Annotated in this window: 24 protein-coding genes; 9 read left to right on the plus strand and 15 right to left on the minus strand. The window is 66.7% G+C overall.

Annotated elements, in window-relative coordinates; genetic code table 11:
• Position 1 precedes the first annotated feature (1 nt).
• The 8 genes from CCOS864_RS13985 to CCOS864_RS14020 form a co-directional block, all read right to left on the minus strand.
• Positions 2-676, minus strand: a complete 675-nt coding sequence (locus CCOS864_RS13985; RefSeq protein WP_115086846.1) for an urease accessory protein UreF — start codon at positions 674-676, stop codon at positions 2-4.
• Entirely contained in the window at positions 676-1,221 is a 546-nt protein-coding gene (locus tag CCOS864_RS13990) for a HupE/UreJ family protein (RefSeq protein ID WP_115086847.1), read from the minus strand. The genes CCOS864_RS13985 and CCOS864_RS13990 overlap by 1 nt, the downstream gene beginning before the upstream one ends.
• Before the next feature lie 22 nt (positions 1,222-1,243).
• A complete protein-coding gene (gene ureE, locus CCOS864_RS13995; RefSeq protein WP_115086848.1) occupies positions 1,244-1,723 on the minus strand; it encodes an urease accessory protein UreE in 480 nt (159 codons plus the stop codon).
• Positions 1,724-1,732: 9 nt separating this feature from the next.
• Positions 1,733-3,436 (minus strand): urease subunit alpha, encoded by a 1,704-nt coding sequence (ureC, locus tag CCOS864_RS14000; RefSeq protein ID WP_115086849.1) that lies wholly within the window; start codon positions 3,434-3,436, stop codon positions 1,733-1,735.
• Entirely contained in the window at positions 3,433-3,750 is a 318-nt protein-coding gene (locus CCOS864_RS14005; protein WP_115086850.1) for an urease subunit beta, read from the minus strand. Before CCOS864_RS14005 ends, ureC begins: the two co-directional genes overlap by 4 nt.
• Before the next feature lie 9 nt (positions 3,751-3,759).
• Positions 3,760-4,062, minus strand: coding sequence for an urease subunit gamma (locus CCOS864_RS14010; RefSeq protein WP_038994905.1), 303 nt, complete (start codon positions 4,060-4,062; stop codon positions 3,760-3,762).
• Positions 4,063-4,071: 9 nt separating this feature from the next.
• Positions 4,072-4,905: an urease accessory protein UreD gene (locus CCOS864_RS14015; RefSeq protein ID WP_115086851.1), complete on the minus strand. Its 834-nt coding sequence runs from the start codon at positions 4,903-4,905 to the stop codon at positions 4,072-4,074.
• 251 nt (positions 4,906-5,156) lie between these two features.
• On the minus strand, positions 5,157-5,732 hold the full coding sequence (locus CCOS864_RS14020) for a CGNR zinc finger domain-containing protein (protein WP_167458892.1): 576 nt from the start codon (positions 5,730-5,732) through the stop codon (positions 5,157-5,159).
• A 187-nt stretch (positions 5,733-5,919) separates the two neighbouring features.
• On the opposite strand from CCOS864_RS14020, the gene CCOS864_RS14025 reads away from it, so the two are divergent.
• The 3 genes from CCOS864_RS14025 (at position 5,920) to CCOS864_RS14035 (ending at position 8,847) form a co-directional block, all read left to right on the plus strand.
• Positions 5,920-6,786, plus strand: coding sequence for an alpha/beta fold hydrolase (locus CCOS864_RS14025; protein WP_115086853.1), 867 nt, complete (start codon positions 5,920-5,922; stop codon positions 6,784-6,786).
• Between the two features lie 144 nt (positions 6,787-6,930).
• Positions 6,931-7,905: a quinone oxidoreductase family protein gene (locus CCOS864_RS14030; RefSeq protein ID WP_115086854.1), complete on the plus strand. Its 975-nt coding sequence runs from the start codon at positions 6,931-6,933 to the stop codon at positions 7,903-7,905.
• A gap of 18 nt (positions 7,906-7,923) precedes the next feature.
• The gene (locus CCOS864_RS14035; protein ID WP_115086855.1) at positions 7,924-8,847 is read left to right on the plus strand and encodes a LysR family transcriptional regulator; all 924 of its coding nucleotides are present in this window, start codon (positions 7,924-7,926) and stop codon (positions 8,845-8,847) included.
• Here CCOS864_RS14035 and CCOS864_RS14040 read toward each other — a convergent pair.
• The 7 genes from CCOS864_RS14040 to CCOS864_RS14070 are packed head-to-tail and all read right to left on the minus strand — an operon-like array spanning position 8,844 to position 17,157.
• Positions 8,844-10,703, minus strand: coding sequence for an ABC transporter ATP-binding protein (locus tag CCOS864_RS14040; protein WP_244211917.1), 1,860 nt, complete (start codon positions 10,701-10,703; stop codon positions 8,844-8,846). The genes CCOS864_RS14035 and CCOS864_RS14040 overlap by 4 nt on opposite strands.
• Complete coding sequence (locus CCOS864_RS14045; protein ID WP_115086856.1) at positions 10,700-11,518, minus strand: ABC transporter permease; 819 nt, start codon at positions 11,516-11,518, stop codon at positions 10,700-10,702. Before CCOS864_RS14045 ends, CCOS864_RS14040 begins: the two co-directional genes overlap by 4 nt.
• Positions 11,519-11,530: 12 nt before the next feature.
• On the minus strand, positions 11,531-12,592 hold the full coding sequence (locus CCOS864_RS14050) for an ABC transporter permease (RefSeq protein WP_115086857.1): 1,062 nt from the start codon (positions 12,590-12,592) through the stop codon (positions 11,531-11,533).
• Positions 12,585-14,156, minus strand: coding sequence for an ABC transporter substrate-binding protein (locus CCOS864_RS14055; RefSeq protein ID WP_115086858.1), 1,572 nt, complete (start codon positions 14,154-14,156; stop codon positions 12,585-12,587). The genes CCOS864_RS14050 and CCOS864_RS14055 overlap by 8 nt, the downstream gene beginning before the upstream one ends.
• A gap of 10 nt (positions 14,157-14,166) precedes the next feature.
• A complete protein-coding gene (locus tag CCOS864_RS14060; RefSeq protein WP_115086859.1) occupies positions 14,167-15,342 on the minus strand; it encodes an LLM class flavin-dependent oxidoreductase in 1,176 nt (391 codons plus the stop codon).
• A 9-nt stretch (positions 15,343-15,351) separates the two neighbouring features.
• On the minus strand, positions 15,352-16,086 hold the full coding sequence (locus CCOS864_RS14065; protein ID WP_115086860.1) for a class II aldolase/adducin family protein: 735 nt from the start codon (positions 16,084-16,086) through the stop codon (positions 15,352-15,354).
• Between the two features lie 12 nt (positions 16,087-16,098).
• The gene (locus CCOS864_RS14070; protein ID WP_115086861.1) at positions 16,099-17,157 is read right to left on the minus strand and encodes an ABC transporter substrate-binding protein; all 1,059 of its coding nucleotides are present in this window, start codon (positions 17,155-17,157) and stop codon (positions 16,099-16,101) included.
• A gap of 310 nt (positions 17,158-17,467) precedes the next feature.
• Between CCOS864_RS14070 and CCOS864_RS14075 the strand changes: the two genes are divergently transcribed.
• The 6 genes from CCOS864_RS14075 to CCOS864_RS14100 all read left to right on the plus strand — a co-directional run bounded on the left by CCOS864_RS14075 (position 17,468) and on the right by CCOS864_RS14100 (position 25,857).
• Positions 17,468-18,685 carry an acyl-CoA dehydrogenase family protein gene (locus CCOS864_RS14075; RefSeq protein ID WP_115086862.1) on the plus strand — a complete coding sequence of 406 codons (1,218 nt, stop codon included), beginning with the start codon at positions 17,468-17,470 and terminating at the stop codon, positions 18,683-18,685.
• Positions 18,686-18,716: 31 nt separating this feature from the next.
• A complete protein-coding gene (locus CCOS864_RS14080) occupies positions 18,717-20,486 on the plus strand; it encodes an ABC transporter ATP-binding protein (RefSeq protein WP_115086863.1) in 1,770 nt (589 codons plus the stop codon).
• Entirely contained in the window at positions 20,479-22,323 is a 1,845-nt protein-coding gene (locus CCOS864_RS14085; protein ID WP_115086864.1) for an ABC transporter ATP-binding protein, read from the plus strand. Before CCOS864_RS14080 ends, CCOS864_RS14085 begins: the two co-directional genes overlap by 8 nt.
• Positions 22,324-22,560: 237 nt before the next feature.
• Positions 22,561-23,715, plus strand: a complete 1,155-nt coding sequence (locus tag CCOS864_RS14090; RefSeq protein WP_115086865.1) for an LLM class flavin-dependent oxidoreductase — start codon at positions 22,561-22,563, stop codon at positions 23,713-23,715.
• 12 nt (positions 23,716-23,727) lie between these two features.
• On the plus strand, positions 23,728-24,768 hold the full coding sequence (locus tag CCOS864_RS14095) for an ABC transporter substrate-binding protein (protein WP_115086866.1): 1,041 nt from the start codon (positions 23,728-23,730) through the stop codon (positions 24,766-24,768).
• Positions 24,769-24,798: 30 nt separating this feature from the next.
• Positions 24,799-25,857, plus strand: coding sequence for an ABC transporter substrate-binding protein (locus CCOS864_RS14100; protein ID WP_115086867.1), 1,059 nt, complete (start codon positions 24,799-24,801; stop codon positions 25,855-25,857).
• The last annotated feature ends 122 nt before the right edge of the window (positions 25,858-25,979 follow it).

Genomic DNA, 25,979 nt, shown 5'->3' on the forward strand with positions numbered 1-25,979 from the left:
CTCAGGATCGGAACAATCGGGTGTATTGGGTTTCGTGCCGCGCCGAGGCGATGGCCAGCAACGGCAGGCCGCCGCCGAGCTGGTCATCGCCGAGGGCCAGGGCGGTTGCCAGGGCATCGGGCAAGGCTTCGCTCAGATCACGCAACAGGGTTTGCGCCGCTTGCTGGCCGAACGGCACCAGCTTGACCCCGGCCATCACTGCACCTTCGAGCCAGGCATAGCCGTGAGCGAGGGCCAGATCAGGCAACGGGAGCCGCCAGTGCACCGCCAGCCAGGCCATGCCGCCAAGCTGGCTGAGCTCCAGCGACGCACGCCATTCGGGCGCCTGGCCCAGTTGCCAGCCATCGAGCAGGCGGGTCAGGGCCATGCCACGCTGGCGCTCTTCCAGGCGCAGTTCGGCGGTTTCGCGGTTGGCCAGCAAAAAGCGGCTCCAGCGCGCGAACGCCTCGGCATCGTCATCGAGGCAGGCTTGATACAGCCGCGCCAGCAGCGGCCAGTCGAGGTGGCACAGGGTGTCCTCGACCTGCTGGCGTTGCCAGGCGCGAAAGCCTTCGGCGCCCTGCACCCAGCCGGCCTCCACCGCCCACTCCAGGCCTTGCGAATAGGTAAAACCACCCACCGGCAGACTCGGGCTGGCCAGTTGCAGCAGGCGCAGCAGCTTGAGGTCGTTGCCCATCAGCCAGCCAGCACGAACGCGGCACCGGCCAGCAGCCCGCCAGCGAAGGCTTTCTGCAGGCCCTGGTGCCGGCGCAGCAGGCAACCGGCGCCAAAGCCGACCAGCAGCAACAAGCCACTGACAGTGACGAAACCTGCGCTGAACACCCAGAACGCACCCGGGCTGGCTTCAACGCCATGGGCCCAGCCATGGAACAGGGCAAACAGCGGCATGGCCAGGGCCAGCAATACCTGACGGCTGGGCAACAGCAGCGCGGCGGCGGCCACCAACAGTGAACCGATGATCATTGCTTCCATGCCGATCACATCACCGAACAGGTGGCCCATCAGCGCCCCGCCGAACATCGCGCCCAAGGTCAGCAACGGCAGTGCCAGGGTGCGCCCGGTCAGGGCCGCGAGCACGCCGGTACCGAGCAGCATCAACAGGTGATCAAGGCCGGTCAGCGGGTGCAGCAAACCGTCCTGCAGCGGGTTGGCGTCATGGCCAGGGTGGGCGAAAGCCGGTACGGCCACCAGCAGCAGTACGAGGGGGACGAGTTTTTTCATGGGGCAATCTCCTTATCAGTAATCAGTGGTGAGCGACGCGAACGAACAGGTGGTCACTGTGGGCGTGGCTGTGCGGTGCACTCTGGTAGGCACCGGCTTCAGGCTCGAACGGCGCCTGCTCGACCGTCACCTGCAGGCCCAGGCCACGGACCATCTCGTCCAGCACATGGTCGTGCTGATAACGCACCAGCCCGGCCTCGATCTGCAGCGGTACATGGCGGTTGCCCAGGTGATAGGCGGCGCGGGTCAGCAACAGCGGATCGGCGCAGCGCACGCTGGACACCTGCTCGGCCGCCGCCAGCACGCGGATCACCTCGCCGCCCTGCGCCTCGCCGAGCAGTTCGCCACCGCGCAGCAACTGACCGCGCTCAAGCATCAAGCCGGCCTCGCGGCCATCGTCGAGGGTGACGCGCACACGGCTCTTGATGCGCGTGTCGACAGTGAGGGTGACGGTGCCGCTTACCGTGGCGGCGTCGCTCAGGCGACGGGTCAACAGGATCATGCTCGCTCCTTAAAACAGAAAATAACGCTGGGCCATCGGCAGCACCGTGGCGGGTTCGCACACCAGCAGTTCACCGTCGGCGCGCACCTCGTAGGTTTGCGAGTCGACCTCGATCATCGGCAACAGGCCGTTATGGACCATGTCGCCCTTGCGCACCGTGCGGCAGCCCCGGGCCTCGCCGATCAGGCTGTGCAGCCCCAGTTGCCGGTGCACGCCACGGTCGATCGCCGCCTTGGACAGAAACGTCATGCGCGTGGCATGGCGCGCGGCACCGAGGGCGCCGAACATCGGCCGGTAATGCACCGGTTGCGGGGTCGGGATCGAACCGTTGATATCGCCCATGGGCGCCATGGCGATCATCCCGCCCTTGATCACCAGCGCAGGCTTGACCCCGAAGAACGCCGGGGCCCAGAGCACCAGGTCGGCCAGCTTGCCAGCCTCCACCGAACCCACTTCGTGGGCGATGCCATGGGTCAGCGCCGGGTTGATGGTGTACTTGGCGATGTAGCGCTTGACCCGGAAGTTGTCGCTGCGTGCGCTATCCGGTGCCAGGGGCCCACGGCGCAGTTTCATCTGGTGGGCCACCTGCCAGGTGCGCAGCACCACTTCGCCGACACGGCCCATGGCCTGGGAGTCGGACGAGGTCATGGAGAACGCGCCCAGGTCGTGGAGGATGTCTTCGGCGGCAATCGTCTCGCGGCGGATGCGCGACTCGGCGAAGGCCACGTCCTCGGCAATGCTCGGGTCCAGGTGGTGGCAGACCATGAGCATGTCCAGGTGCTCATCGACAGTGTTCTGGGTGTAGGGCAAGGTCGGGTTGGTCGAGGACGGCAGCACGTTGGCAAAGGCCGCGGCGCGGATGATGTCCGGCGCATGGCCACCGCCCGCGCCTTCGGTGTGGAAGGTATGGATGGTGCGATCGCCGATGGCCGCCAGGGTGTCCTCGATGCAGCCGGACTCGTTGAGGGTGTCGGTGTGGATCGCCACCTGCACGTCATGTTCCTCAGCCACGCTCAGGCAGCAGTCGATGGCCGCCGGGGTCGACCCCCAGTCTTCGTGCAGCTTCAGGCCCACGGCCCCGGCTTCGATCTGCTCGCGCAGGGCTTCGGGCCGCGAGGCGTTGCCCTTGCCCAGCAAGCCGATATTGATCGGCAACTGGTCGGCGGCCTGGAGCATGCGCGCCAGGTACCAGGGCCCGGAGGTGCAGGTGGTGGCATTGGTGCCCGTGGCCGGCCCGGTGCCGCCCCCGATGAAGGTGGTAATGCCCGAGGTCAGCGCCTCTTCAACCTGCTGCGGGCAGATGAAGTGAATGTGCGAGTCGATGCCGCCAGCGGTGACGATCTTGCCTTCGGCGGCGATCACCTCGGTGCCCGGCCCCACCGGCAGGGTCACCCCCGGTTGCACATCGGGGTTGCCGGCCTTGCCGACGCCGACGATGCGCCCGTTCTTGATGCCGATATCAGCCTTGACGATGCCCCAGTGGTCGATGATCAGCGCGTTGGTCAACACCAGGTCCAGCGCCTCGCTGGCGAGCATCTGGCCCTGGCCCATGCCGTCGCGGATGACCTTGCCGCCGCCGAACTTGACCTCCTCGCCATAGATCGTGAAGTCCTTCTCGACCTCGACCCACAGTTCGGTGTCGGCCAGGCGCACGCGGTCGCCGACCGTGGGGCCGAACATGTCGGCATAGGCCCTGCGGGAAATCCGGCTCATGCCTGCGCCTCCAGCTTGCCCATGACCTTGCCCTGAAAGCCGTAGACCTCGCGCTTGCCGCGATACGGCACCAGGTTGACGGTGCGCGCCTGACCCGGCTCGAAACGCACGGCGGTGCCAGCGGCGATGTCCAGGCGAAAGCCGCGGGTGGGCTCGCGCTCGAACACCAGGGCGTTGTTCACCTCAAAAAAGTGATAGTGCGAGCCGACCTGCACCGGACGGTCGCCGTGGTTGGCAACGGTGACGCTGATCAGCGCCAGGCCGGCATTGAGTTCGATGTCGCCGTCGGCAACCTGTATTTCTCCGGGAATCATCCTGTGCTCCTAGACGATCGGGTCATGGACGGTGACCAGCTTGGTGCCGTCGGGAAAGGTCGCTTCCACCTGCACATCGGGGATCATTTCGCTGACCCCTGCCATCACCTGGTCGCGACGCAGCACCTCGCGGCCCAGGTTCATCAGCTCGGCCACCGTGCGCCCATCGCGGGCGCCTTCCATCACCGTGGCGCTGATCAATGCCACCGCCTCCGGGTAGTTGAGCTTCAGGCCACGGGCCAGGCGCCGCTCGGCCAGCAGCGCGGCGGTGAACAGCAGCAGTTTGTCTTTCTCTCGCGGGGTCAGCTCCATGGTGCTCTCTCAAGTGGCCCAGATACGCGGCGGGCATGGCGCCAGGCCGACCACGGCGGGTCGCAAGGCATACCAGAGCCGCTGCAAGGTGGATTGCAGGCGTTGGTTGTCGTGGTCGAGCAGGCGCACCACCAGCAGTTGGCCGAGCAGGGTCGCGCCGGCGGGGGCGCCAAGGTCTTCAATCAGTGCGCGGCTCTGCTCAAGCAGTTCGGTACTGGCTGGATAGGCGCAAAAGGTCGCCTGCAGGGGGAAGCCGGCGAGTTTTTCCAGGTGCCCGCCTTCGATGCGCAGGCGCTCGTGCAGGCCCGGGTCATCGGGCACTTCTATCTGCAGGCGGCTGTCGAGCGCGCCGTGACTGAAAGTCTCACCCATCACCGGGCGGCCCAGGCACAGGGTCTCCCAGGCCAGCAGGCGGGCGCCGGGCGCCAGGCTAAAACGGTTTTCCAGGCGCACTCTGGCGCCGGCAAAGCAGATGCTGCCCTGGGGCAGCCATTCGAGAATGCTGGCTTCGCCCAGGTAAAAATGCTGCTGGAGAACCGAGGTCGGGCCGCCACTGCGGTAGAACTTGGTCGCCCCGGGCATGGTCAGCAGCGCATGGCTACTTGGCTCCAGGTGCACATCGAGCAGCAGTTTGTCGCCACCGACCACACCGCCAGGCGGGTGCAGTACATAGACGTGGCACGGCGCACCCTCGGGATAGAACGGTCGCTGCACCAAAAGAGGACCGAAATGCCGCCGCGCACCAATACAGGTCTTGCTCTCGCACCGGACGAAACGCAGCCTCAGCTCGGCGCGCCAGCCGGCGTCAGCGGTGACCAGGTCGGGGGTTTCGGGGAGCGACATGCCTCAGGTTCCAGTAAACGCTGCACCTCTCCGGGTGCAGACGCATTTGCAAGAAACAACCTGCGCGCTCAAGCGAATGCGGCGACGTGCAGGTTTGACCAATCGATCAGTAATCGATGGGTGAGGCAAAGCACATAGCGGGCCAAGATGGCGCGCTGGAGGGGTTTGTTCAAACAGCGGGCATGCACCGGTTTAGCGCTGCCCGGTTGCCGCGTGTTTAAACCTGGGCATCAGACCCTGCCTACGGGCGGCTACGCCTGGCGCAGGCGCTTACGGTGTTCGGCGACCTTATGCCGGTTGCCGCACACCGCCATGCTGCACCAGCGCCGGCGGTGGGATTTGGTGCGGTCGTAGAACCAGAGGATGCAGTCCGGGTGTTCGCAGGTTCTGACCAGGCTGAAGTCGCCGCCCGCCAGCAGCTCGGCTGCTTGCTCGGCCAGGGGCGCCAACAGTTGCTCGGCCGAACGCTGCTCGGCCACTCGCCTCAGCTTCGGCTGGTCGTCCTTGTCCCACACCAGTTGCGCATGGCTGGCGCCCTGGGCCAGGAAGCGGTTCAGGGTAGCCGGATCGCCGCGCCCGCCCGCCTTGCGTTGCTCGACCAGCGCGCGCAACGACTCGCGCAAGGTCACTGCCGCCTCCAGCAACGCGCCCTTGGCCAGGCGTGGCGCGGGTCCCTCTAGCACGCCCATACGTTGCAGCCAGGCCAGTACGTCGGCATCGCTGTGCCAGAAATCGGTGCGCTGGCCGTCGACGATGGCGACGGTGTTGAGCATGTCCAGCACCGGGTGGTCGGCAAGGACATAGGGTTCGGTGATGGCGTCGGTCATGGCCGTTCTCGGCAGCGGGCGTTGCTCCATGGTAACCCTTATTTTCAGCGTTTCAAGTTACACGGCCGATCATCACCGCACCCTGGTAACCTCTTAAATTGTATTTGACAGGTTACAAACTCCATGCAAGATTTGCTTGCGCAGTAACCTAATAAATCAATTTACCCGGTTACAGAGGACCAGTCCGATGAGCACTCCTACCCCAACCGTGCGCTACCAGTTCGTCGACGCCGACGGCGTTCGCGTGTTCTACCGTGAAGCCGGCGAGCCCGGTGCCCCGGTGTTGCTCCTGCTGCATGGCTTCCCCAGTTCATCCCATCAGTTTCGCGACCTGATCCCGCTGCTGGCCGCGCACTTTCACCTGATCGCCCCGGACCTGCCGGGTTTCGGCTTCACTGAAGTACCGGCCGAACGCGAGTACCGTTACAGCTTCGATGCCCTGGCGCAGACCCTGGGCGCCTTTGTCGATGCGCTGAACCTCAAGCGCTATGCAATGTATGTGTTCGACTACGGCGCGCCCACCGGCCTGCGCCTGGCCGTGGCGCACCCGCAGCGGGTCACGGGGTTCGTGTCGCAAAATGGCAACGCCTATCTCGAAGGACTGGGCGATGCCTGGGCGCCGATTCGCCAGTACTGGGCTGACCCGTCGGCGGCCAACCGCAAGACCGTTGGCGATGCGGTTCTGCATCTGGAAGGCACTCGCTGGCAGTACCTGCATGGCGTGGCCGATCCGACCCTGGTCGCCCCGGAGTCCTACACCCTCGATGCACTGTTGCTGGAGCGCCCGGGCAACAAGGAGATCCAGCTCGACCTGTTCCTCGACTACGCCAACAACCTTGGGCGCTACCCGCAGTTCCAGGCGTTTTTCCGCGAGTATCAGGTGCCGTCGCTGATCATCTGGGGCAAGCATGACCCGTTCTTCATTCCACCAGGGGCTGAGGCCTACAAGCGTGACAACCCCAACGCCGTGGTGGAGCTGCTGGATACCGGCCACTTTGCCCTGGAGACCCATGCGGCGCACATTGCCCGGCGGATTGTCGAGGTGCTGGGTTGAGCATCGCGGGGCTTCGACTTGCCCCGCGATAGGGTCACAACCCATGCATCAGGTGCAGCAATGATCTGCAATCAACCCGATTGCTGCGCCATGACCGGATCAATACCCTCGAGCACACTCACACTGTGCTCCAGGAACCCGATCATGGTCATGCAAATCCGCCTTCAGCAAACCGGTGCCCCCACCGTCCTGCACCTCGAACAGACCACCGCGCAAGCACCCGGCCCCGGCGAGGTCTGGCTCGAACAGGCGGCCATCGGCGTCAACCCGCTGGACGTCAGCCAGCGCAAGGGCGATGTGCCTATTGCCTTGCCTTCAGGCCTTGGCCTGGAAGGTGCCGGGACCGTGGCCGCAATCGGCGCGCAGGTCACCGGGATCAATGTCGGCGACCGCGTCGGCTATGCCACCGGCCCGCTCGGCGCCTACGCCAGCGCCCGGCTGTACCCCGCCGAGCGCCTGGTCAAACTCCCGGACAATCTCGGCCTGGACGAAGCGGCCGCCCTGCTGTTCAAGGGCATCACCGCCCACTACCTGCTTCACAGCACCTACCCGGTCGGGCCCGGCACGCGGCTGATGATCTACGGCGCGGCAGGCGCGCTGGGGCAGTTGCTGGTGCCCTGGGCCAAACATCTGGGCGCGTTTGTCATCGGCGTGGTATCGAAGCCGCAAAGTGTCGCCCGCGCCCGCGCCTCCGGCTGCGATGAAGTGCTGGTGTTCGACGCCGCCACCCTGGCCGCGCAGGTGCTGGACGTGACCCACGGGCAAAAACTCGATGTGGTCTACGACCCGATCGGCCGGGTGTCCTTCGAGGCTTCGCTGGACAGCTTGCGGCCGCGCGGCCTGCTGGTGTCTTGCGGCATGGCCTCGGGCGCGCCGCCGGCCATCGAGCTCAGTACCCTCAACGCCAAGGGTTCGTTGTTCATCACCCGCCCGTCGCTGGCCGCGCACACGGCAACTGCCGGCGAGTACCAGCAACGTGCCGGGGAGGTGCTGGCGGCGGTGGCGACAGGTATCATTCGGCCGCAGATCTGGAAGCGTTATGCACTGGCCGACGCCGCCATGGCCCATGACGACTTGCAACAAGGACGCTCACAGGGCGCGGTCATCCTGACGCCCTGACCCACCGAGGTAACCCCCATGGACCCGTTCGACAGTCGCCAGGCCGATGAGCTTGCCACCCTCCTGGCGTTGTTCGAGCAAGGCTCCTTTGCCGCTGCCGGGCGCCTGCTGCAGCGCCATCCCTCAGTGCTGTCCAAGCGCCTTGGCGCACTGGAGCAGCGCCTGGGTATTCGCCTGGTCGAGCGAACCACCCGCCAGTTGCGTTTCACCGATGAAGGCGCGCGGCTGGTAGAGCGCCTGCGCCAGGCCGCGAGCCTGATCAGCGAGGCCGAACGCGAAGCAGCCCAAGGCGCTACGCAGATTCGCGGGCGGCTGCGCATCGCCCTGCCCTCGTCCATGGGCCGCCTGTGGCTGAGCCCGCTGCTCGCCGAGTTTGCCCTGGCGTTTCCCCAGGTACAGCTGGAGACCGAATACGCCGAACGCTTTGTCGATATCGTCGCCGAAGGCTTCGATGCCGCGATCCGCATTGGCGAACTGGCCGACAGCCGCCTGGTGGCGCGCAAGCTCTGTGAGCATCGGCGCATCCTCTGCGCGGCGCCGGCCTACCTGCAACAGCACGGCCAGCCGCAGACACCGGCCGACCTTGCCAACCATAACTGCCTGGGGTTTACCGGGCTGCGCTCGTACCCGGAATGGCGCCTGGCCAGCCAGGGCCAGCAGCAGACGGTGAAGGTGCGCGGCTCGCTGGTCAGCAACGACAACGAAGCGCTACTGGCCGCCGCCCGCGCCGGGGTCGGCATCCTCGCCGGCGGCGACTGGCTGATGCAGCACGACCTGGACAGCGGCCGCCTGCTGCCGGTGCTGCCCGACTGGCAACTGGATGCCGACGCCGGCATTTACCTGGTGCGCCCGGGCGCCCGCTACAACAGTGCCGCGACCCTCGCCTTCAAGCAGTGGATCGAGGCGCGTTTTGCCAACGGCGCGCCCTGGCGCAGCCGCTAAAGCGCTGCTGCCAATCTCGGCGTATGGGCGAGCAGGCTCTGGGTGTAGCCGTCGACGGGCCGGTCCAGCACCTCATCCACAGGGCCCTGCTCGACAATCCGTCCTTGCTGGATCACCACCAGCCGATCGGCAATCGCCCGCACCACACCCAGGTCGTGGGTGACGAACACCAGGGTCATGCCCTCACCTTGCAATTGCTTGAGCAGGGCCAGGATCGCCGCCTGGACTGAAACGTCCAGTGCCGAAGTCACTTCATCGCAGATCAGCACGCTCGGTTCGCACACCAGCGCGCGGGCAATCGCCACCCGCTGGCGCTCGCCACCGGAGAGGTGATGGGGATACTTGGCGGCCACCGAAACCGGCAAGGCCACCCGCTGCAGCGCCGCCTCGATACGCGCCCGGCACGCCTGGCCCTTGAGCTTGAAGAAGTGCTCCAGCGGTGCCTGCAGGCACTGGGCCACAGTCTGCCGGGGGTTCAAGGCCCGGTACGGGTTCTGGAAGATGTACTGGATGCGATGACGGGTTGTGCCGGGACGTTGCCGGGCCAGCAGGCTCAGCGGCTGGCCCTCGAAGCTCAGCTCACCGCTGGCATTGTCGCCCAGGCCTGCCAGGGTGCGGGCCAGGCTGGTCTTGCCCGAGCCAGACTCGCCGACCACTGCCAGGCATTCCCCGGCCTGTACTTCGAGGGCCAGGTCAAACAGCACCTGGCGGTCGTAGGTCAGGTTCAGGTTGCTGATCGCCATTAATGGCGCCTGATCCACCCGCGTCGCCCGTACCTGCAGCGCCGCTGTGGGCGCCGGCGCCTCAAGCTGTGGATGCAGGCAAGCCACTTGCTGATGGGGCTCAAGTGTTTGCAGGCCCGGCTCAGCCTGCTCGCAGGCCGCCGTACGCCGCGGGCAGCGTGGCGCGAAAGCACAGCCGTTGGGGCGCTGGCCCGGCGCCGGGGCATGGCCGGGAATCGCCTGCAGCGGGTGCTGGCGGGCAACATCCGGGATCGCCGCCAGCAAGCCCAAGGTGTAGGGATGGCTGGGACGGGCGAACAGCCGTTGGCGACTGGCGACTTCAACGATGCGCCCGGCGTACATGACCATCACCCGGTCGACCAGGTCCTTGATTACCGCCAGGTCGTGGGACACATACACCGCCGCCACGCCCTGCTCCTTGCACAGCCGGCGCAGGGTTTGCAGGATGTGCGCCTGGGTGCTGACGTCCAGTGCCGTGGTCGGTTCGTCGAGGACAATCAGCCGCGGGCGCAGGACGAACGCCAGGGCGAGCATCACCCGCTGCTGCTGGCCGCCGGACAGTTGATGGGGGAAGCGCCGCAGGAATTCCGCGTCGCCGGGCAGGCCGACGTCGATCAGGGTCTGTTGCAGGCGCTGTTGCTGCGCATTTTTTTGCAACTGCGGTTCATGGGCGTGCAGGGTTTCCAGTAATAAAGGCCCGATGCGCAGGGCCGGGTTCAGGGCTTGCGCCGGGTCCTGGGCGACATAGCCGATCAGCCCGCCACGGGCTTGGCGCAAGGCCTCGCCGCGCAGCTCGAGCAGGCTGGCGTCGGCGACCTGGATGCGGCCTGCGGCGATGCGCGCACCGCGCCGGGCATGGGCCAGCAAGGCGGTGGCCAGGGTGGTCTTGCCCGAGCCGGACTCACCGACCAGGCCGAGGATTTCGCCGGGGGCCAGGGTGAAGTTGATGTGGTCGATGATGTCGGCGCCAGTGTTGAGTTCAACCCGCAGGTTTTGCACTTGCAGGGCCGGCCTCTCGCTGGCAAGACCGGCTCCCACAGGTTCGGCAGCAGGCCAAGGATCCTGTGGGAGCTGGCTTGCCAGCGATGGGGCCAGTGGGGCATATGAGTTCATCGACGTTCTCCCGCGCTGTGCCGGGCAATGCCTTCGGCGAAGATATTGGTGCCGTAGGCGAACACCCCGATCAGCAGCGCCGGGGCCAACACCGCCCAGGGCTGGACCAGCAGGCCAGCCTGGTTTTCATTGATCATCAGGCCCCAGTCGGCGGCCGGTGGCGCCACGCCGTAACCCAGGTAGCTCAGCCCCGAGAGCATGCCGATGCCCCAGGTGAGCATGTTGCCAAAGTGCACCAGCAACGGCGTCAACACGTTGGGCAGGATCTCGCGCAAGAGGATGCGCGTGCGCGAGAAACCCATCATCTGCGCTGCCTCGACGAACTCCTGGCTGGCCACCGCCACCGCGCTGCCACGGGCCAGGCGGATCACCCCGGGGGTGAAGGCGATGGCCACGGTGAGCACGATCAGCCACGGCGCCCGGCCCAGCATCGAGACAATCAACAGCACCAGGATCAGGTCGGGAAACGCCAGCCAGATATCCGCCAGCCAAGTGATCGCCTGATCCAGGCGCTGGCGCGACAAACCGGCCAGCAGCCCCAGCACGGTACCGGCAATCAGCGCGATGGCGGCCGCCGCCAGCGACATCCACAAGATCGACAGCCCGCCATTGAGCAACCGCGACAGCACGTCATGGCCGAGAAAATCATGGCCCAGCGGTGCGTCGCCGGCGGGGGCGCCATACACCCCGCCCACCATGTCGGTGGGGGCATGGGGCGCCAGCCAGGGACCGACCAGGGCCAGGAGGACGATGGCCAGGGTCACCAGGCCGCCGCGGCGAATCTGTGGCTCACGCCACCAGCGTGCATTGAACATGGACTACTCCTCTCAAGGGGCTTTGGCCGCCGGGCGCCGCCACCAGCTCTGGATGCCGCGGCGGTTGCGCTGGATCAGCGTGGCGCGGCGGGCGGTGCGCAGTTTCGGGGTGAGCAAGACGGTGAGCAGGTCAGCCACCAGGTTGATCAGCACCACCCCCAGGGTGATGACCAGCACCACGCCCTGCACCAGCGGCAGGTCGCGCATCTGGATCGCGCTGTTGAGCTGGGTGCCGATGCCCGGGTAGCTGAAGATCACCTCGGCCAGCAAGGCGCCGCCGATCAGCGTGCGCAGGGTCAGGGCCACGCCCTGGATCGCTGGCACCAGGGCATTGGGCAAGGTGTGGCGCCAGACGATGCGCCATTCGGCGATGCCGCGCAGGCGCGCCGCGCTGACGTAGTCCGAGTCCAGCGCTTCGATCATCGAGGCGCGGACCATGCGCACCAGGTACGGCAGCGACGACAGGCTCAGGGCGAAGATCGGCAGCAACAGGTATTCAAGCTGCTGCCACAGGGCTTTGTCCGGATCGAGGATCGACACCGCCGGCAGCAGGTTGACCTGGGGCATGGAGAACAGCAGCACCAGGCCGATGGCGAGCAGAAAGCCCGGCGTGGCCTTGAGGAAAATCAGCGCCGACAGGCCAAAGCGGTCCAGGCGGCTGTCGCGGCGCAGGGCCAGGCTGACGCCGATGCTCAAGGCCAGCGGCACCACCAGCACCAGCACCCCGGCCAGCAGCGCCAGGGTATTGCCGAAGCGGCTGAAGATGATCGCCGCCACCGGCTGGTTGGAGTCCAGGGAAACCCCCAGGTCGCCGCGCAGCACCTGGCCGAGCCAGCTGAAGTACTGCACCAGGATCGGCCGGTTCAGGCCCAGTTGCTCGCGCAGGGTCAGCACGCTTTCCAGCGGTGCCTCGGGGCCGAGGATGACCCGCGCCGGGTCCGAGGGCAGCGCCTGGGTGGCGATGAACACCACCAGGCTGATGACCCAGGCGGTGAGCAGGCCGTAGCCCAGGCGGCCGATGAACCACGGCAACCAGGCAGGGAGTCGGGAAGTGCGTGCGCAAGGTTCAGGCATGGTTCAACCACAGGCTGTCAAAGCGCCAGGAGGCGAAAGTGGTCTGTTCGCCGTGCAAGCCGCCGACCTTGCTGGAGGCGGCATCGAGCACGTCGGTAAAGCCCCAGATCAGCAAGCCGCCGCGCTGGTGCTGGATGGTCTGGGCCTCGTGCACCAGTTGCTTGCGTCGCTCAAGGTCAGGCTGGCCGAGGGCCTGGGTGAACAGCTCAGAGAAACGCTCGTCGCGAAAATTGCTGCGGTTGTAGATCGCCAGCGGCGCGTCGTTGTGCAGGCCGGTGGCCAGGAAGCCACGGGCCGGCGTGGAGCCTGGCGACATCAGCCACTGCTCTTTCTGCGGGCCGTTGAACACCGAGCTGTCCACCGGGGTGACCTTGACCTCGACCCCGGCCTTCTTCGCCTGCTGGGCGAACACCAGGGCGGCGTTGACTTCGTTGGCGGTGGTGGTCAGCTCGACCCGCAGGTCGCTGGCGCCGGCCTGGCGCAGCAGCGAGCGGGCCTGGTCGAGGTCATAGCCGCGCTGGGCAATGGCGTGGTTGTAGGTCGGGTCCTGCGGCGAGTACAGGTCGTTGGCGATGCGCCCGAAGCCATTGAGGCCACGGCCGATCAGCTCCTGACGATCGGCCAGCAGGCGGAAGGCCTGGCGTACCCGTTCGTCCTGGAACGGCGCCTTGGCGGTGTTGAGGTTGAAGCCGCTGAACGAAGTGCTCGGCGACACCACCAGTTGCAGCCGCGGGTCGGCCTTGATCAAGGCGCTGTGCTCGGCCTGCACGCCGCTGGCAACGTCGATCTGCCCGGCGCGCAACGCCGCAACCCGCGACACCTGGTCCTTGAATTCGATGATCTCCAGCTCGTCGGCATACGGTTGGTTGGGTTTGAAATAGTTCTCGAACCGGGTGAACAGCGCGCGCTGGCCCGGCACGAAGCTTTTCAGCCGGTACGGCCCCGCCCCCACCGGGTTGCTCACCGGGTCGTAATCGGTCGGCACGATGCCGCCGAAGGCGATCAGGGTTTCATCCAGCGGGAAGAAGCTGCGGCCCTGCTTGAAGCGGATCTCGATGGTGCGCTCGTCGAGCTTGCGCAAGGCCTGGCGGTCGATGGCGCCGACCAGCCCGGCAAACGGCGAGGCCAGTTTTGGGTCGGTCAGGCGCAGGATCGAGAACAGCATGTCATCGGCGGTGATGCTCTTGCCGTGGTGGAACTCCAGGCCCGGCTTGATGCGGATGGTCCAGGCGCTGGCATCGGCGTTGGGCTCGGCGAATTCGGCCAGGCCCAGGCGCGTGCTGACGTCGTCGTTCCACTCCCAGAACTTGCTGTACAGCGCCCAGCCGCGAATGATCCCGCCGCCAGACGGCTTGTGCGCATCGAGGTTGCCGGCCTGGTCGCCGTCGATGATGCCGACGCGCAGGCGCCCGCCACGCACCGGCTGGGTCGGCCGGGCGATGGCTGCGCCTGCGGCCGGTTCAGCACCGCCGCAACCTGTGAGCAGGCTGGAGCCGAGCAACAGGCCGCCACCGACGGCCAGGCTGTTGCCGAGGAACACCCGGCGGGAAAATTCGTTTGGCATGGGCAACTCCTTAAGCCGGTTCGGCAACCGTGCGCGCACTCAGGCGCGGAATGTCAAAACCGTGGTCCAGGTCGAGCAAGGGGAACAGCAGGTCGGCGACCCGGTGGGCTTCATCGATCAGCGGGAAACCCGAGAGGATGAACGCCGAGGTGCCCTGGGCTTCGTACTCGCGAATCCGTGCGGCCACCTGCTCGGCGCTGCCGACCAGGTAGGTGCCGGCCGCAGGACCGAGGATGTTGAAGCCGAACAGGCTCGGGCCGGTCCAGACGTTGGGGTAGATCTCAAGCTCGCGGGCCGTGGGCAGGCGGCCGTCGCGGATGCTCTGCACATTGCGCTGGATTTGCGGATTGTCGCTGCTGAAGGTCTCCAGGGTCTGGCCCGCAGGCAGTTGGCGTTCAATGGCGGCGCGGGCGGTTGCCAGCGAGGTCTGTTGCAGCAGCTTTTCAGCGTGGGCCCAGGCCTCTTCTGCGGTTTCGCGGACGATGATCTGCAGGCGCGTGCCGAAGCTCAGTTCGCGGCCGATCTTCGCGGCCTCTGCCGCTACCCGGCGGAACTTCTCGCCCAGCCTTGGCGGGGTGTCGGCGAAGCTCAGGTAGACATCCAGCAACTGCACCGAATGGGCCACGCCCGGGCCGGAAGTGCCCGCCCCCCACAGCGGCACGGAGGCGCGTTGTGGCGGATGCCAGCCGCCCAGCGGGTGACGTGCCGCCGCAGCCGGACGTGGCGCCAGCTTGACGTACTGGCCGTCAAAGCCTGCGGTTTCACCGGCATAAATACTCTGGAAGGCGCGCCAGTACTCCAGGCTGAACTGGTAGCGCTCATCGTGCGGGTAATGCACGCCCAGGGGGGCCAGGCCGGCGTCGCTGCCGTTGACCACGTTGAACAACAGGCGGCCGTTGGAGAACTCATCAAAAGTCAGCGCCCACTTGGCCAGTACCGCCGGCGATAACTCGCCCGGATGCTGGGCCACCAGAAAGCGCAGGCGCTCGGTGGCGTCGATCAGCGCGGCAGCCACCGCCAGGCTCTCGTTGGGGCTCGAGCCCAGCAGCGAGCCGTAATAGCCCAGGCGGTCGCTGGCCACCGCCAGTTGCTTGAGGTGGGCGAAATCGGTTTTCCAGCGTCCTTGCGGCTCCCACGGATAGGGACCATCGGGGCTGGTGAGGTACCAGAGAATCTTGACAGCCATGGTCTTTCCTCAGGCGCGAATGCGGTCGGTGGCGGGAATCAGGCCCAGCTCGTTGGCCTTGTCGATCAGCTTGCTCATCCGCCATTGCTGGGTGAGCACGCCCGGGCCGAAGGGCCGCGAGCCGCCGATGGCTTCGGCCAGCAGTTGCAGTTGCGCCCCCTCCTCCAGCAGCACGATGAACTCGGCGGTCGCGCGCAGGCCCTGCTGGCCCCAGACCGTGGCGCCACCGTTGGCTTCGAGGATGGCCGGGGTGAACGGGTTCTCGGCCAGGCGTTCGAGGATGAAATCCACCTCGTCCTGGCGCCGGTCGATGTAGGTCGGCAGCTCGCGGGCCAGCTGGAAGCGCTGCACCGGCACGTAGTTGAACGGCAAGGTACGCTGGGTCTGGGCCCAGGCACCGAGGTACGGCGAGTGCACATGCGACACCGTGGTGATCTGCGGTTGTTCGCGAAACAGCTTGGCGTAACGGCCCAGGCCACCCTTGCCCTGGCCATGCACCAGGTTGCCGGCCAGGTCGCTGACCGTGGCCTGCAGCGGCTTGCGGTACTCCCACGGCCCCGGGTAGTTGACCGATACCAGCAACTCGCGGCCCGGTACCCGTTCGATAAAGCCGACGGTGCCGTTGGCGGTGATGGTGTTGGTTTCACGGAACACGGTGAAGGCCTGGTCGGCCTCGTTGATCACCTGCTCGATGAAGGTGTTCAGCGCGGCATCGATCAGGTGTTCGGTAGTCAGTACGGTCATGGCATTGCTCCTTTAAGCGTGGGCGCGGCGTTCGGCCAGCAGTTGCTGGGCAGCTTGCAGTGGGCGCGGGTCGACCCAGTCGGCCAGGGCAAAATCGGCTTCGAGAAAGCCGTGCAGGTTGAGGAAGGTTTTCTGGATATCGAGAAACGCCAGGCGCTCGCTCGAGAGGTCCGGGGCCAGGGTGGTATGGAAGTCGCCGCGGTAGGCTTGATCGACGCCCTGGGCGCCGGCGCGGGTTTCGTCCTGAAGGATGCGCAGCAGGCCGTCGCGGTTGTCGCGGGCCCAGTCGGCGGCGCGCAGGGTCTGGGCGAGAAAGCGCACCACCAGGTCGAAGTGATCGTCGAGCAGGCTCTGGTGCACGGTGATCGGCCGTGGCGTGCCGTTGTTGATGCGCAAGCGCGGGTCTGCGATCTGGTCCAGGTCGATCCCCACCACCAGGCCCAGGCGCCGGGCCGCATCGGCGGCGGCAGCGCCCTTGACGTAGACCGCATCGACCTCGCCGCGCACCAGGTAATCCAGGCCCGACCACAGACGCTGCAACCCCTGCTGCGGGGTCGGCGCATCGTCCTGGGATTGCAGCGCCACTTCCACCAGCTGGACATCATCGAAGCTCAGCCCGGCCAGACTCAGGGCGCCTTTGTAGCCGTGCAGGCTCATGGCCCGGGCGATGCTGCCGGGGCGGTTGGCGCCCCAGGCCGGCAGGGCCAGACGCTTGCCTTTAAGGTCGGCGGCGCTGCGAATGCCTGAGTCGGGGCGAACCAGGATAGTCTGCCATTCCTCGATCCAGGTCAGGCCGATCAGCCGGCTCGGGGCGCCAGCAGCGCGCGCCGCCAGGGCCGGGACATTACCGCCCTCGCGAAACAGCCCGGGCAGTTGGTGATCGTAGTGGTGATGGCCCAGCTGCCGGGCTTCCTGCAGGGTTTCCACCGGCAGGCCGTCGGCGGCGAACTCTGCCGTGAGCCAGCCCAGGGTGTAGGCGATACCGGAAGCGGTCGGCACCGGGCAGCGGGTGAACCAGAGTTGCTCCAGCGCCGTTGCGGTGGGCAGCGGCAAGGTGGCGGCGATTGTCATGGGCATGCTCCATCAAGCGGATCGAATCGGCCGGCTGGCCTTTGCCTGAGGTATTGCAGCGCCCGTGCCAACTCGGCAAAGCCCTGAATTCATTGGGCTTTGCGCCTTTGCTTGAAGGTTGACTGCTGATCTGCCAGCAGTGCTGGCGCAGCCCTGCTGCTGCCAGAGCAACAATCGGCAGCCGATTGCTGCCCCAGCAACACCCGCCTTCGGCAAATTCGGCGTAAGCCTTGCTGCACGGGGCTTTGCGGCCACTGGCACAGAACCTGCTCAAGGCCCTGGGTACCCGTTCATTCAAGGAAGCCCTATCGTGAGTACCCTGCCCCGTCGCCTGCACAACCCCGCCCAGGCCATCGCCGCGGCCCATGAGATTGCCGAGGAAATCGCCGCCCTCGCCGCCGACCCGTTGCTCAACCGCGAACTGCCCCGGCGCCAGGCGCAGTTGCTGTCCGACAGCGGCATCACCGCCATCGGCGTGCCCGCGGCGCTGGGTGGCCTTGGCGCGTCGGTGGCGACGATCGTTGAAACCGTGCGCATCGTCTCCCGCGCCGACGGCGGCGTCGGCCAGTTGCTGCAGATTCACAACGTCATGCTGCGCGGCGTGCTCAGCGGCTATCCGGACGAAGTGCGCGATCGCGTCGTCAGCGACGTGCTGGCCGGCAAACGCCTGGGCAATGCCCTGGCCGAGGTCGGTGGCAAGAACAAGTTCGCCCTCAAGACCCGGGTCGAGCGCCGCGCCGATGGCAAGCTGATCCTCAACGGCAGCAAGTTCTACTCCACCGGCTCTTATCTCGCCGAGTGGATCTCGCTGACCGCCGCCAGCGATGACGGCGGCGCCGGCGTGCTGCTGCACCGCGACACGCCCGGCCTGACCCTGGTCGACGACTGGGACGCCTTCGGCCAGAACAACTCGGTCAGCGGCACGGTGATCTTCGACAACATCGAACTGGACGAGCGCTACGTGCTGCGCCGCCAGGGCCCGATGAAGCGCACCGGCCTGACCTTCCCGCAGATCCTCCACGCCGCCATCGACACCGGCATCGCCGCCGGTGCCCTGCAGGCCGGCATCGACTACCTCAACCAGCACGCCCGGCCGTGGGTCGAGAGCGAGGTGGAACGGGCCAGTGAAGAGCCGCATATCATCCGCCAGATCGGCGAGTACGCGGTGGCCCTGCGCGCCGCCGAATCGTTGCTGCGCGACGCCGCGCGGACCTTCGACGCCCATGAGCAGGCCCCGGACAACAAGGCCCTGCAAGATGAGCTGATCCTTTCGGTGGCCACCGCCCGCGCCCATTCCGATGGCGCTTCGCTGAAGATCTCCAGCGACATCTTCTCGCTGCTCGGTGCCAGCTCCTCCTTGAGCAAGTGGAACCTCGACCGCTTCTGGCGCAACGCCCGGGTGCACACCACCCACGACCCGATCCGCTGGCGCCTGCACCACGTCGGCAACTACTACCTCAACGGCATCGACCCGGGCGAATACACCGCCATCCTCAATGCCAAGCAAAAGGCCGGCGCCAGCCGCTGAGCACACACTTTCCTTCTGCCGCGAGTCCTTCATGAGCCCTCGACACCCGCTGCTGCGCAGCCTGGCGATCTACCGCGAAATGCCCTGGCGTTTCGCCCTGGTCGCCGGGCTGTTCGTTTCCATCAACCTCGGGCTGGTCTGGCAGCAATGGCTGATCGGCCACGCCCTCAACGACGTCAGCGCCGGCACGGCGGTGCAGCGCCTGGCCGATGGCAGCCTCGACGGCCAGCGCGCCTGGGGCTGGTTCTGGCTGATCCTCGGCGTGGCCCTGGGCCGGGCGCTGTTGCAGTACGCCGCCGCCATCGGCTCGCTGATCCTTGGCCAGGCGTTGCTGACGCGCCTGCGCGAGCGCCTGCTCGAACAAGTGCTGCGCCTGCACCTGGGTTATCACTGGCAACACGGCATGGGCGAGATGGTCACCCGCACCACCCGCGATGCCGACAAGGTTCGCGATGCGCTGGTGAGCTTCTGGCGGCAACTGGTCGAAACGCCGCTGGTGATACTGGCCACCGTCGGCCTGCTGGCCTGGTACGACCCGTTGCTGGCACTCGGGCCGCTGCTGCTGACGGTGGTCGGGGTGTGGATTTTCGTGTTGCAGACCGAGCGCCTGGTCAACCTCGACCGCGCGGTCGGCGCCGCCTACGACCGGGTCAACCAGGACCTGGCCGAAGGCATTGGCGCGGTGCGGGTGATCAAGTCGTTCGGCCTGCAGGCCCAGCGCATCGACGGCTTCGAGCGCCAGGTTGTGCAGTTCAGCGCCCTGGCGCGCCAGGCCCTGGCCTATGCCAGCTCGCGGATTCCGCTGCCGCAGGCGGTGGTGGCGCTGGGGCATGTGTGGATACTCGTGATCGGTGCACGATTGGTCGCAGAAGGCCGGATCGGCATTGGCGAACTGGTGACCTCGCTGCTGATCGCCACCACCCTGGTGTTTCGCATCGAAGGCGTAGGCCGGGTGATGCAGACCTTCGCCGACGCCCGCGCCTCGGCCGGGCGTATCTGGCAGTTGCTGGATGCACCGGCGCTGATTGTCGGGGGGCGTCAGCGCCTCCCCGAAGGACCGTTGGGGCTGAAGCTGGAAAACGTCAGCGTTGCCGCCCCCGGCGGTGGCCAGGCGATCCTGCGCCACTGCTCTTTCCAGCTGGCGCCGGGTGAAACCGTCGCCCTGGTCGGCGCCACCGGCACCGGCAAGAGCCTGCTGGCAAGCCTGCTGCCGCGCCTGAGCGACGTTGCCGGGGGGCGTGTACTGCTGGGCAATCCGCAGTCAGGCTGGCAGGACATTCGCGAACTGGACCTGAGCGACCTGCGCCGGCGCGTGCACGTACTGCCCCAGGAGAGCTTCCTGTTCGCCGACAGCCTGGCCGCCAACCTGCGCCTGAGCGCACCCGGCGCCAGCGATGAACAACTGCTCCAGGCCCTGCACCAGGCCGCCGCCGAGGATATCCTCGAACGCCTGCCCGATGGCCTCGACAGCCCGCTCGGCGATCGCGGCGTGACCCTCTCCGGCGGCCAGCGCCAGCGCTTGTGCCTGGCCCGGGCATTGCTCGCAGCGCCCGCCATCCTCTGCCTGGACGACGCCACCAGCGCCCTCGACGCGCACAGCGAAGGCCGGGTGCTGGACAACCTGCGCCGGCAACCACAGGCCACCACCCTGCTGTTGATCGCCAGCAAGGTTTCCACCGTGCAACGCGCCGACCGCGTGCTGCTGCTCGACAACGGCGCCATCGCCGACAGCGGTACCCACGCGCAACTGTTGCAACGCAATCCGACCTACCGTGACCTGCTGGGGATCGACCATGGCTAAGCCACTGCCGGGCAACGCCCTGAGCGATATCGAAATCGAAGAACTGCTGGCCAAAAAAGCCCTCGACCGCAGCATGTTCCAGCGCCTGCTGCCGTTGCTGCGGCCGGTGCGCAAGCAGATCGCCTGGGTGATTGTCCTGGAGCTGGTGCTGGTGTTCACCGTGTTCCTGCGCCCCTGGTTCGTCCGTGAACTGCTCGACCGCGGCCTGATCCACGACGGCAACCGCTGGCTGCTCGACCAGCCGCTGGTGCTGTGGTTGGGGTTGGGTCTGGCGGCCAGTTGGCTGGGGCGCTTTTTGCTCGCCGGGGTGTCGCAGTACATTGCCGGCAGCGCCGCCATCGGCGTGCTCAACCAGTTGCGGGTGCGGGTGTTTGCCCATGTCCAGGCCTTGAGCGTCGGCTACTTCGATCGCACCCGCGCCGGGCGCATCATTTCCCGCGCCGACCGCGACGTCGATGCCCTGGAGCCGCTACTCATCCAGGGCCCGCCCGAGCTGCTCGGCGCCCTGCTGCGCTGTAGCCTGGCGGCCGTGATGCTGTGGCTGATCGAACCGCTGTTCTTCTTCAGCCTGATCGGTAGCGTGCCCTTGCTGCTGGCGGCGACCTGGGCCTTCAAACGCATCGCCCAGCGCAACTGGGCGAAGGTCGCCGAACAACGCAGCCGCTTTACCGCGCACCTGGTCGAGAGCGTCAGCGGCGTGCGCCTGTTGCAGCAGACCGGCCAGCAAGCGCCGAACCTGGCGCGCTACCAGCAGTTGCTGCACGCCTTCAACAACGCGCTGATCGTCGGCAGTTTGCGCTCGGGCTGGTTCGCACCCTTTACCGCCCTGCTTACCGCGGCCGGCATGGCGGTGCTGGTGCTGGTCGGCGGCTACAGCCTGGCCGCGGACACCGTCACAGTCGGCCAGGTGGGCGAGAGCCTGTTCTACGTGATGCTGTTCCTGGGCCCCTTGCAAGAGCTGACCGACCTGTTCGAACGCTATGCCACCGGTTCCGCCTCGGCCCAGCGGATCTTCCTGTTGCTCGACACGGCGCCGCAGATCCTCGACCCGCTTGAGCCGGTTGACTTGCCCCGGGCCCGTGGCGAGGTGCATTTCCAGCAGGTGCGTTTTGCCTATCTGCCACAACCCACCCGCCCGGTGATCGACGGCCTCGACCTGCACATCGATGCCGGTGAAGTGCTGGCCATTGTCGGCCCGTCCGGGCATGGCAAAAGTACCCTGGTGCAATTGCTCACGCGCTTCTACGAAGTCGACCAGGGCCGCGTGACCCTGGATGGCGTCGATATCCGCCAGCTCAGCCAGCAGCAACTGCGCCGGCATGTAGGCGTGGTACTGCAGGACAACGTGTTGTTCAACGGCAGCATTCTCGACAACCTGCGCCTGGCCGCACCTGCTGCTGATGATCAAACCCTGATTGCTGCGGTGCGCGAGCTCGGTGCCGACGAGGTGCTGGAGCGCCTGCCGCATCGCTACGACACCCAGGTCGGGCCGCTGGGCAGCCACCTGAGCCAGGGCCAGCGCCAGCTGGTGTGCCTGGTGCGCGCCTACCTGGCCGACCCGGCGGTGCTGGTGCTCGACGAGGCCACCTCGGCGGTCGATGTGCACACCGAGCGGCGCATCCAGCGAGCGCTGCGGCGGCTGTGCGAGGGGCGCACGGCGATCATCATCGCCCACCGCCTGGCGACCATCCGCGATGCCGAGCGGATCGTGCTGATTCGCGAGGGCAAGCTGGTGGAACAAGGGCCGCATCAGCAGCTGCTGGAAAAAGGTGGCGAATATGCAGCGTTGTACCGGCGCTATCAGCACAGTGCCGAGTTACAGGGGGAAGCTTGCTGACAAGCAGGAAGGCTTTGCCTTCCATCGCCGGCAAGACCGGCTCCCAGAGTGGATCTGTGTACACCAAACCTGTGGGAGCTGGCTTGCCAGCGATGCTGTTGTGCTGCAACCGCCGCAGCCACTGCTGACCGATTGCTGCCCTGGCAACACCCCTGCCCTCAACCCCCAGTGATTCCGGGCCCGCGCGGCGTGGCATGGGCGTTGCACCACTGCCCTTACATTCACCGAGGAACAGCCATGAGCACCGAATTCTTCTGGCGTCTGCCCCTGGGCACCGACGGCCCGCAACTGAGCACCGACAAACACAACCGCGGCAGCTTCAGCCGCACGCCCGGGCATATCGCCCCCGGCCTGCTGCAGGACGGCAGCGCCGACGGTTTCACCTACATCGACTACATCGCCCAGGTGGCCAAGGCCGCGGAACTTGCAGGCTTCGAAGGCGCGCTGTTGCCCACCGGCCCCGAGCCGTGGATCGCCGCCGCGGCCCTGGCCCGGGAAACCCGCCGGCTGCGCTTTCTGATCGCCTTCCAGGCCACCTGGACCCTGCCCGCCTACGCCGCCCAGCAGGCAGCGATCCTCCAGCACCTGAGCCACGGGCGCCTGGACTGGAACATCATCACCGGCGGCAACCCGGCCAGCCAGCGTGCCCAGGGCGACTTTCTCGACCACGACCAGCGCTACCAGCGCACTGGCGAGTTCCTCGACATCATCCAAGGGCTGTGGAACAACGAACGCTTCTCCTACAACGGCAACATCTACCGCCTGGAGAACGGCGCCCTGCCGCCGCACCTGGGCAACGAACGCAAACCCGGCGTGTACTTCTCCGGTTTCTCCGACCCGGCGCTGGACGTGGCCGCCCGTCACGCCGATGTCTACCTGAACTGGGCAGAGCCTGTTGAGCAGCTCAAACCGCATATCGAACGGGTGCGCGAACTGGCCGACAAGCAAGGTCGCACGGTGCGTTTCGGCCTGCGTGTCGACCTGTTCGCCCGTGAAACCGAAGACGCCGCCTGGCGCGACCTGCGCCGCCAGTTCGACAAACTCGACGGCAAGCCCAGCACCCTCTCCAAGGCCTTCACCAGCACCAGCGACTCGGTCGGCGGCGCACGGCAAACGGCCTATCACCAGAACATCCAGCGCTTCGACGACCTGATCATCGGTCCCAACCTCTGGGCCGGATTTGCCAAGGCCAAGCCGGGGCCGACCGTGGGCCTGGTGGGCAGCCACGAGAACATCGCCGAACGCCTGGCCGAATACCGCGACGCCGGCTTCTCGACCTTCATCCTGGCCGGCAACCCGCACCTGGAAGAGGCCCTGCGCATCGGCCAGGAGGTGCTGCCGCTGGTGCGTCAGGCGCCGGTCGCCAGCCTGCCCCTGACCGCCAGCGCCTGACCGGAGCCTTTCATGAACACACCCCTCGATACCCTCTGGTACACCCGCTGCCCGGTGCCCACGGGCCTGGGCATCGCCGTTCAGCAAGGCTGGCTGCAGGACAGCCTGCGCACCCTCGGCACCCAGGTGCAATCGATCCGCGAAGCCGACGATGCTGCGGTGCGCGAGTCGCACTTCGATCACAGCCTGCGCCATTCGGTGCGCCATGGCGGCAGCATTCCGGCGATCTGGGCCCGCGCCCAGGGCCGCGCCACGCGCCTGATCGGGCTGTCCTGGGCCGATGAGGCGCAGTTGATCCTGACCCGTGCCGACAGCGGCATTCACAGCATCAAGCAACTGGCCGGCAAGCGTTTCGGCTTGCCCGACCGCGCCCGCGCGCAGATCGACTTCACCCGCGCCCAGGCCCTGCGCGGGCTGGAGAACGCGCTGAAACTCGATGGTTTGCAGGTCGGCGACCTGCAACTGGTCAACTACCGCTACGACAGCGGCTTCAGCGACAGCCCGGTGCGCAACGTCGCCGGCAGCACAGTGGCCAGCAGTGAAGAGGCGCGCAACCTGGAGCTGATCGGCCTGCTGCGCGGCGAAGTCGACGCGATCTTCCTCAAAGGCGCCAGCGCCGTACAGCAGGCCCATGATTTCGGCCTGCGCACGCTGCTGGATGTTGGCGCCCACCCCGACCCGCTGATCCGCAGCAACAACGGTACGCCGCGCACCCTCAGCGTCGATCAGGAACTGCTCGACCAGCACCTGCCGGTCGCCACCCAGGTGCTCGACAGCGTGCTGCGCGCCGAAGCCTGGGCCCACCAGCACCCCGAACAGACCCGCCGCTACCTGGCCCTGGAAACCAACAGCAGCGAGTACTGGGTCAGCCGCGCCTACGGTGAAGACGCCCACAAGCGCCTGCACACCACCCTCGACGAACAAGCCATCGCCGCCCTGCAGGACTTCGTTGCCTTCCTGCAGCGCTGGCGCTTTATCCGCACGGCGTTCGATGTACGCCAATGGATCGACCGCCGCCCCATGGACGGGCTGCATACCGCACTGGCCGGCTAACCGGCCACCAGACAAGGACTAGAACCGACGATGAGCACACCCCTCGACACCCTCTGGTACACCCACAGCCCGGTGCCTACCGGCCTTGGCATCGCCGTGCAAAGCGGGCGCCTGGCCGAAGCCTTCCAGCCCCTGGGCACCTCGATCCAGTCGCTGCGCGAATCCAGCGAACGCGAAGTGCGCGAAGCCCATTACGACCATCACCTGCGCAACTCGGTGCGCCACGGCGGCAACATTCCGGCGATCTGGGCCTACGCCAGCGGCGTGCAGACCCGCGTGCTGGGCCTGAGCTGGGCCGATGAGGTGCAGTTGATCCTGACCACAGAAGACAGTGGCGTGCGCACTGTGCGCGACCTGAAGAACCGCCGCTTCGGCCTACCGAAATGGGCCAACGTGCAGATCGACTTCACCCGCGCCCAGGCCCTGCGCGGGCTGGAGAACGCGCTGAAGCTCGAAGGCCTGAACGTCGCCGATGTCGAGCTGGTCGACTACCCCTATGGCGGCACCCACAGTGATGAGCAGGTAACCCATGTGCATGGCGCCGCGGTGACCCTCGGCGTCAACCGGGTCAGCCGCCGTAACAACGAGCTGATCGGCCTGCTGCGCGGCGATATCGACGCGATCTTTTTGAAAGGCGCCGCCGCCCTGCAACTAGCCCACGAGTTCGGCTTGCGGGTGGTGATCGACACCGGCTCCCACCCTGACCCGCTGATTCGCTCGAACAACGGCACGCCGCGCACCCTGACCGTGGATATCAACCTGCTGGAGCAGCACTTCGGTGCCTGCAAGCGCATCGTTGATGTGTTGCTGCGTACCGAGCAGTGGGCCTGGGCCAATGCCGATGAAACCCGGCGCTACCTGGCCCGTGAGCTGAACACCAGCGAGTATTGGGTGGCAGCGGCCTATGGCGAGGATGCCCATCGGCGCTTGCGCACCACGCTCGATAGCCGCTCGATCGAGGCGTTGCAGGATTTCACCGATTTCCTCCATCGCTGGGACTTTATACCGCGGCGCTTCGATGTGCGTGAGTGGATTGATTTCAGGGTGCTGGAGGCGGTGATCGGCTCCACTTCGCGGGTGGCGACCTGAGGTTTTTTGGGGCTGCTTTGCAGCCCATCGCTGGCAAGCCAGCTCCCACAGAGGTCCTGCAATCACCCACTTCTGTGGGAGCCGGACTTGCCGGCGATCGAGCGCGAAGCGGTCGTAATTAG

Origin of the sequence: Pseudomonas wadenswilerensis, from assembly GCF_900497695.1 — a bacterium.
Taxonomy (GTDB): domain Bacteria; phylum Pseudomonadota; class Gammaproteobacteria; order Pseudomonadales; family Pseudomonadaceae; genus Aquipseudomonas; species Aquipseudomonas wadenswilerensis.

Coding starts and splice junctions, on each gene's coding strand:
- CCOS864_RS13985 (WP_115086846.1), bottom strand. CDS start 676: ATGGGCAACGACCTCAAGCTGCTGCGCCTGCTGCAACTGGCCAGCCCG.
- CCOS864_RS13990 (WP_115086847.1), bottom strand. CDS start 1,221: ATGAAAAAACTCGTCCCCCTCGTACTGCTGCTGGTGGCCGTACCGGCT.
- ureE (WP_115086848.1), bottom strand. CDS start 1,723: ATGATCCTGTTGACCCGTCGCCTGAGCGACGCCGCCACGGTAAGCGGC.
- ureC (WP_115086849.1), bottom strand. CDS start 3,436: ATGAGCCGGATTTCCCGCAGGGCCTATGCCGACATGTTCGGCCCCACG.
- CCOS864_RS14005 (WP_115086850.1), bottom strand. CDS start 3,750: ATGATTCCCGGAGAAATACAGGTTGCCGACGGCGACATCGAACTCAAT.
- CCOS864_RS14010 (WP_038994905.1), bottom strand. CDS start 4,062: ATGGAGCTGACCCCGCGAGAGAAAGACAAACTGCTGCTGTTCACCGCC.
- CCOS864_RS14015 (WP_115086851.1), bottom strand. CDS start 4,905: ATGTCGCTCCCCGAAACCCCCGACCTGGTCACCGCTGACGCCGGCTGG.
- CCOS864_RS14020 (WP_167458892.1), bottom strand. CDS start 5,732: ATGACCGACGCCATCACCGAACCCTATGTCCTTGCCGACCACCCGGTG.
- CCOS864_RS14025 (WP_115086853.1), top strand. CDS start 5,920: ATGAGCACTCCTACCCCAACCGTGCGCTACCAGTTCGTCGACGCCGAC.
- CCOS864_RS14030 (WP_115086854.1), top strand. CDS start 6,931: ATGGTCATGCAAATCCGCCTTCAGCAAACCGGTGCCCCCACCGTCCTG.
- CCOS864_RS14035 (WP_115086855.1), top strand. CDS start 7,924: ATGGACCCGTTCGACAGTCGCCAGGCCGATGAGCTTGCCACCCTCCTG.
- CCOS864_RS14040 (WP_244211917.1), bottom strand. CDS start 10,703: ATGAACTCATATGCCCCACTGGCCCCATCGCTGGCAAGCCAGCTCCCA.
- CCOS864_RS14045 (WP_115086856.1), bottom strand. CDS start 11,518: ATGTTCAATGCACGCTGGTGGCGTGAGCCACAGATTCGCCGCGGCGGC.
- CCOS864_RS14050 (WP_115086857.1), bottom strand. CDS start 12,592: ATGCCTGAACCTTGCGCACGCACTTCCCGACTCCCTGCCTGGTTGCCG.
- CCOS864_RS14055 (WP_115086858.1), bottom strand. CDS start 14,156: ATGCCAAACGAATTTTCCCGCCGGGTGTTCCTCGGCAACAGCCTGGCC.
- CCOS864_RS14060 (WP_115086859.1), bottom strand. CDS start 15,342: ATGGCTGTCAAGATTCTCTGGTACCTCACCAGCCCCGATGGTCCCTAT.
- CCOS864_RS14065 (WP_115086860.1), bottom strand. CDS start 16,086: ATGACCGTACTGACTACCGAACACCTGATCGATGCCGCGCTGAACACC.
- CCOS864_RS14070 (WP_115086861.1), bottom strand. CDS start 17,157: ATGACAATCGCCGCCACCTTGCCGCTGCCCACCGCAACGGCGCTGGAG.
- CCOS864_RS14080 (WP_115086863.1), top strand. CDS start 18,717: ATGAGCCCTCGACACCCGCTGCTGCGCAGCCTGGCGATCTACCGCGAA.
- CCOS864_RS14085 (WP_115086864.1), top strand. CDS start 20,479: ATGGCTAAGCCACTGCCGGGCAACGCCCTGAGCGATATCGAAATCGAA.
- CCOS864_RS14090 (WP_115086865.1), top strand. CDS start 22,561: ATGAGCACCGAATTCTTCTGGCGTCTGCCCCTGGGCACCGACGGCCCG.
- CCOS864_RS14095 (WP_115086866.1), top strand. CDS start 23,728: ATGAACACACCCCTCGATACCCTCTGGTACACCCGCTGCCCGGTGCCC.
- CCOS864_RS14100 (WP_115086867.1), top strand. CDS start 24,799: ATGAGCACACCCCTCGACACCCTCTGGTACACCCACAGCCCGGTGCCT.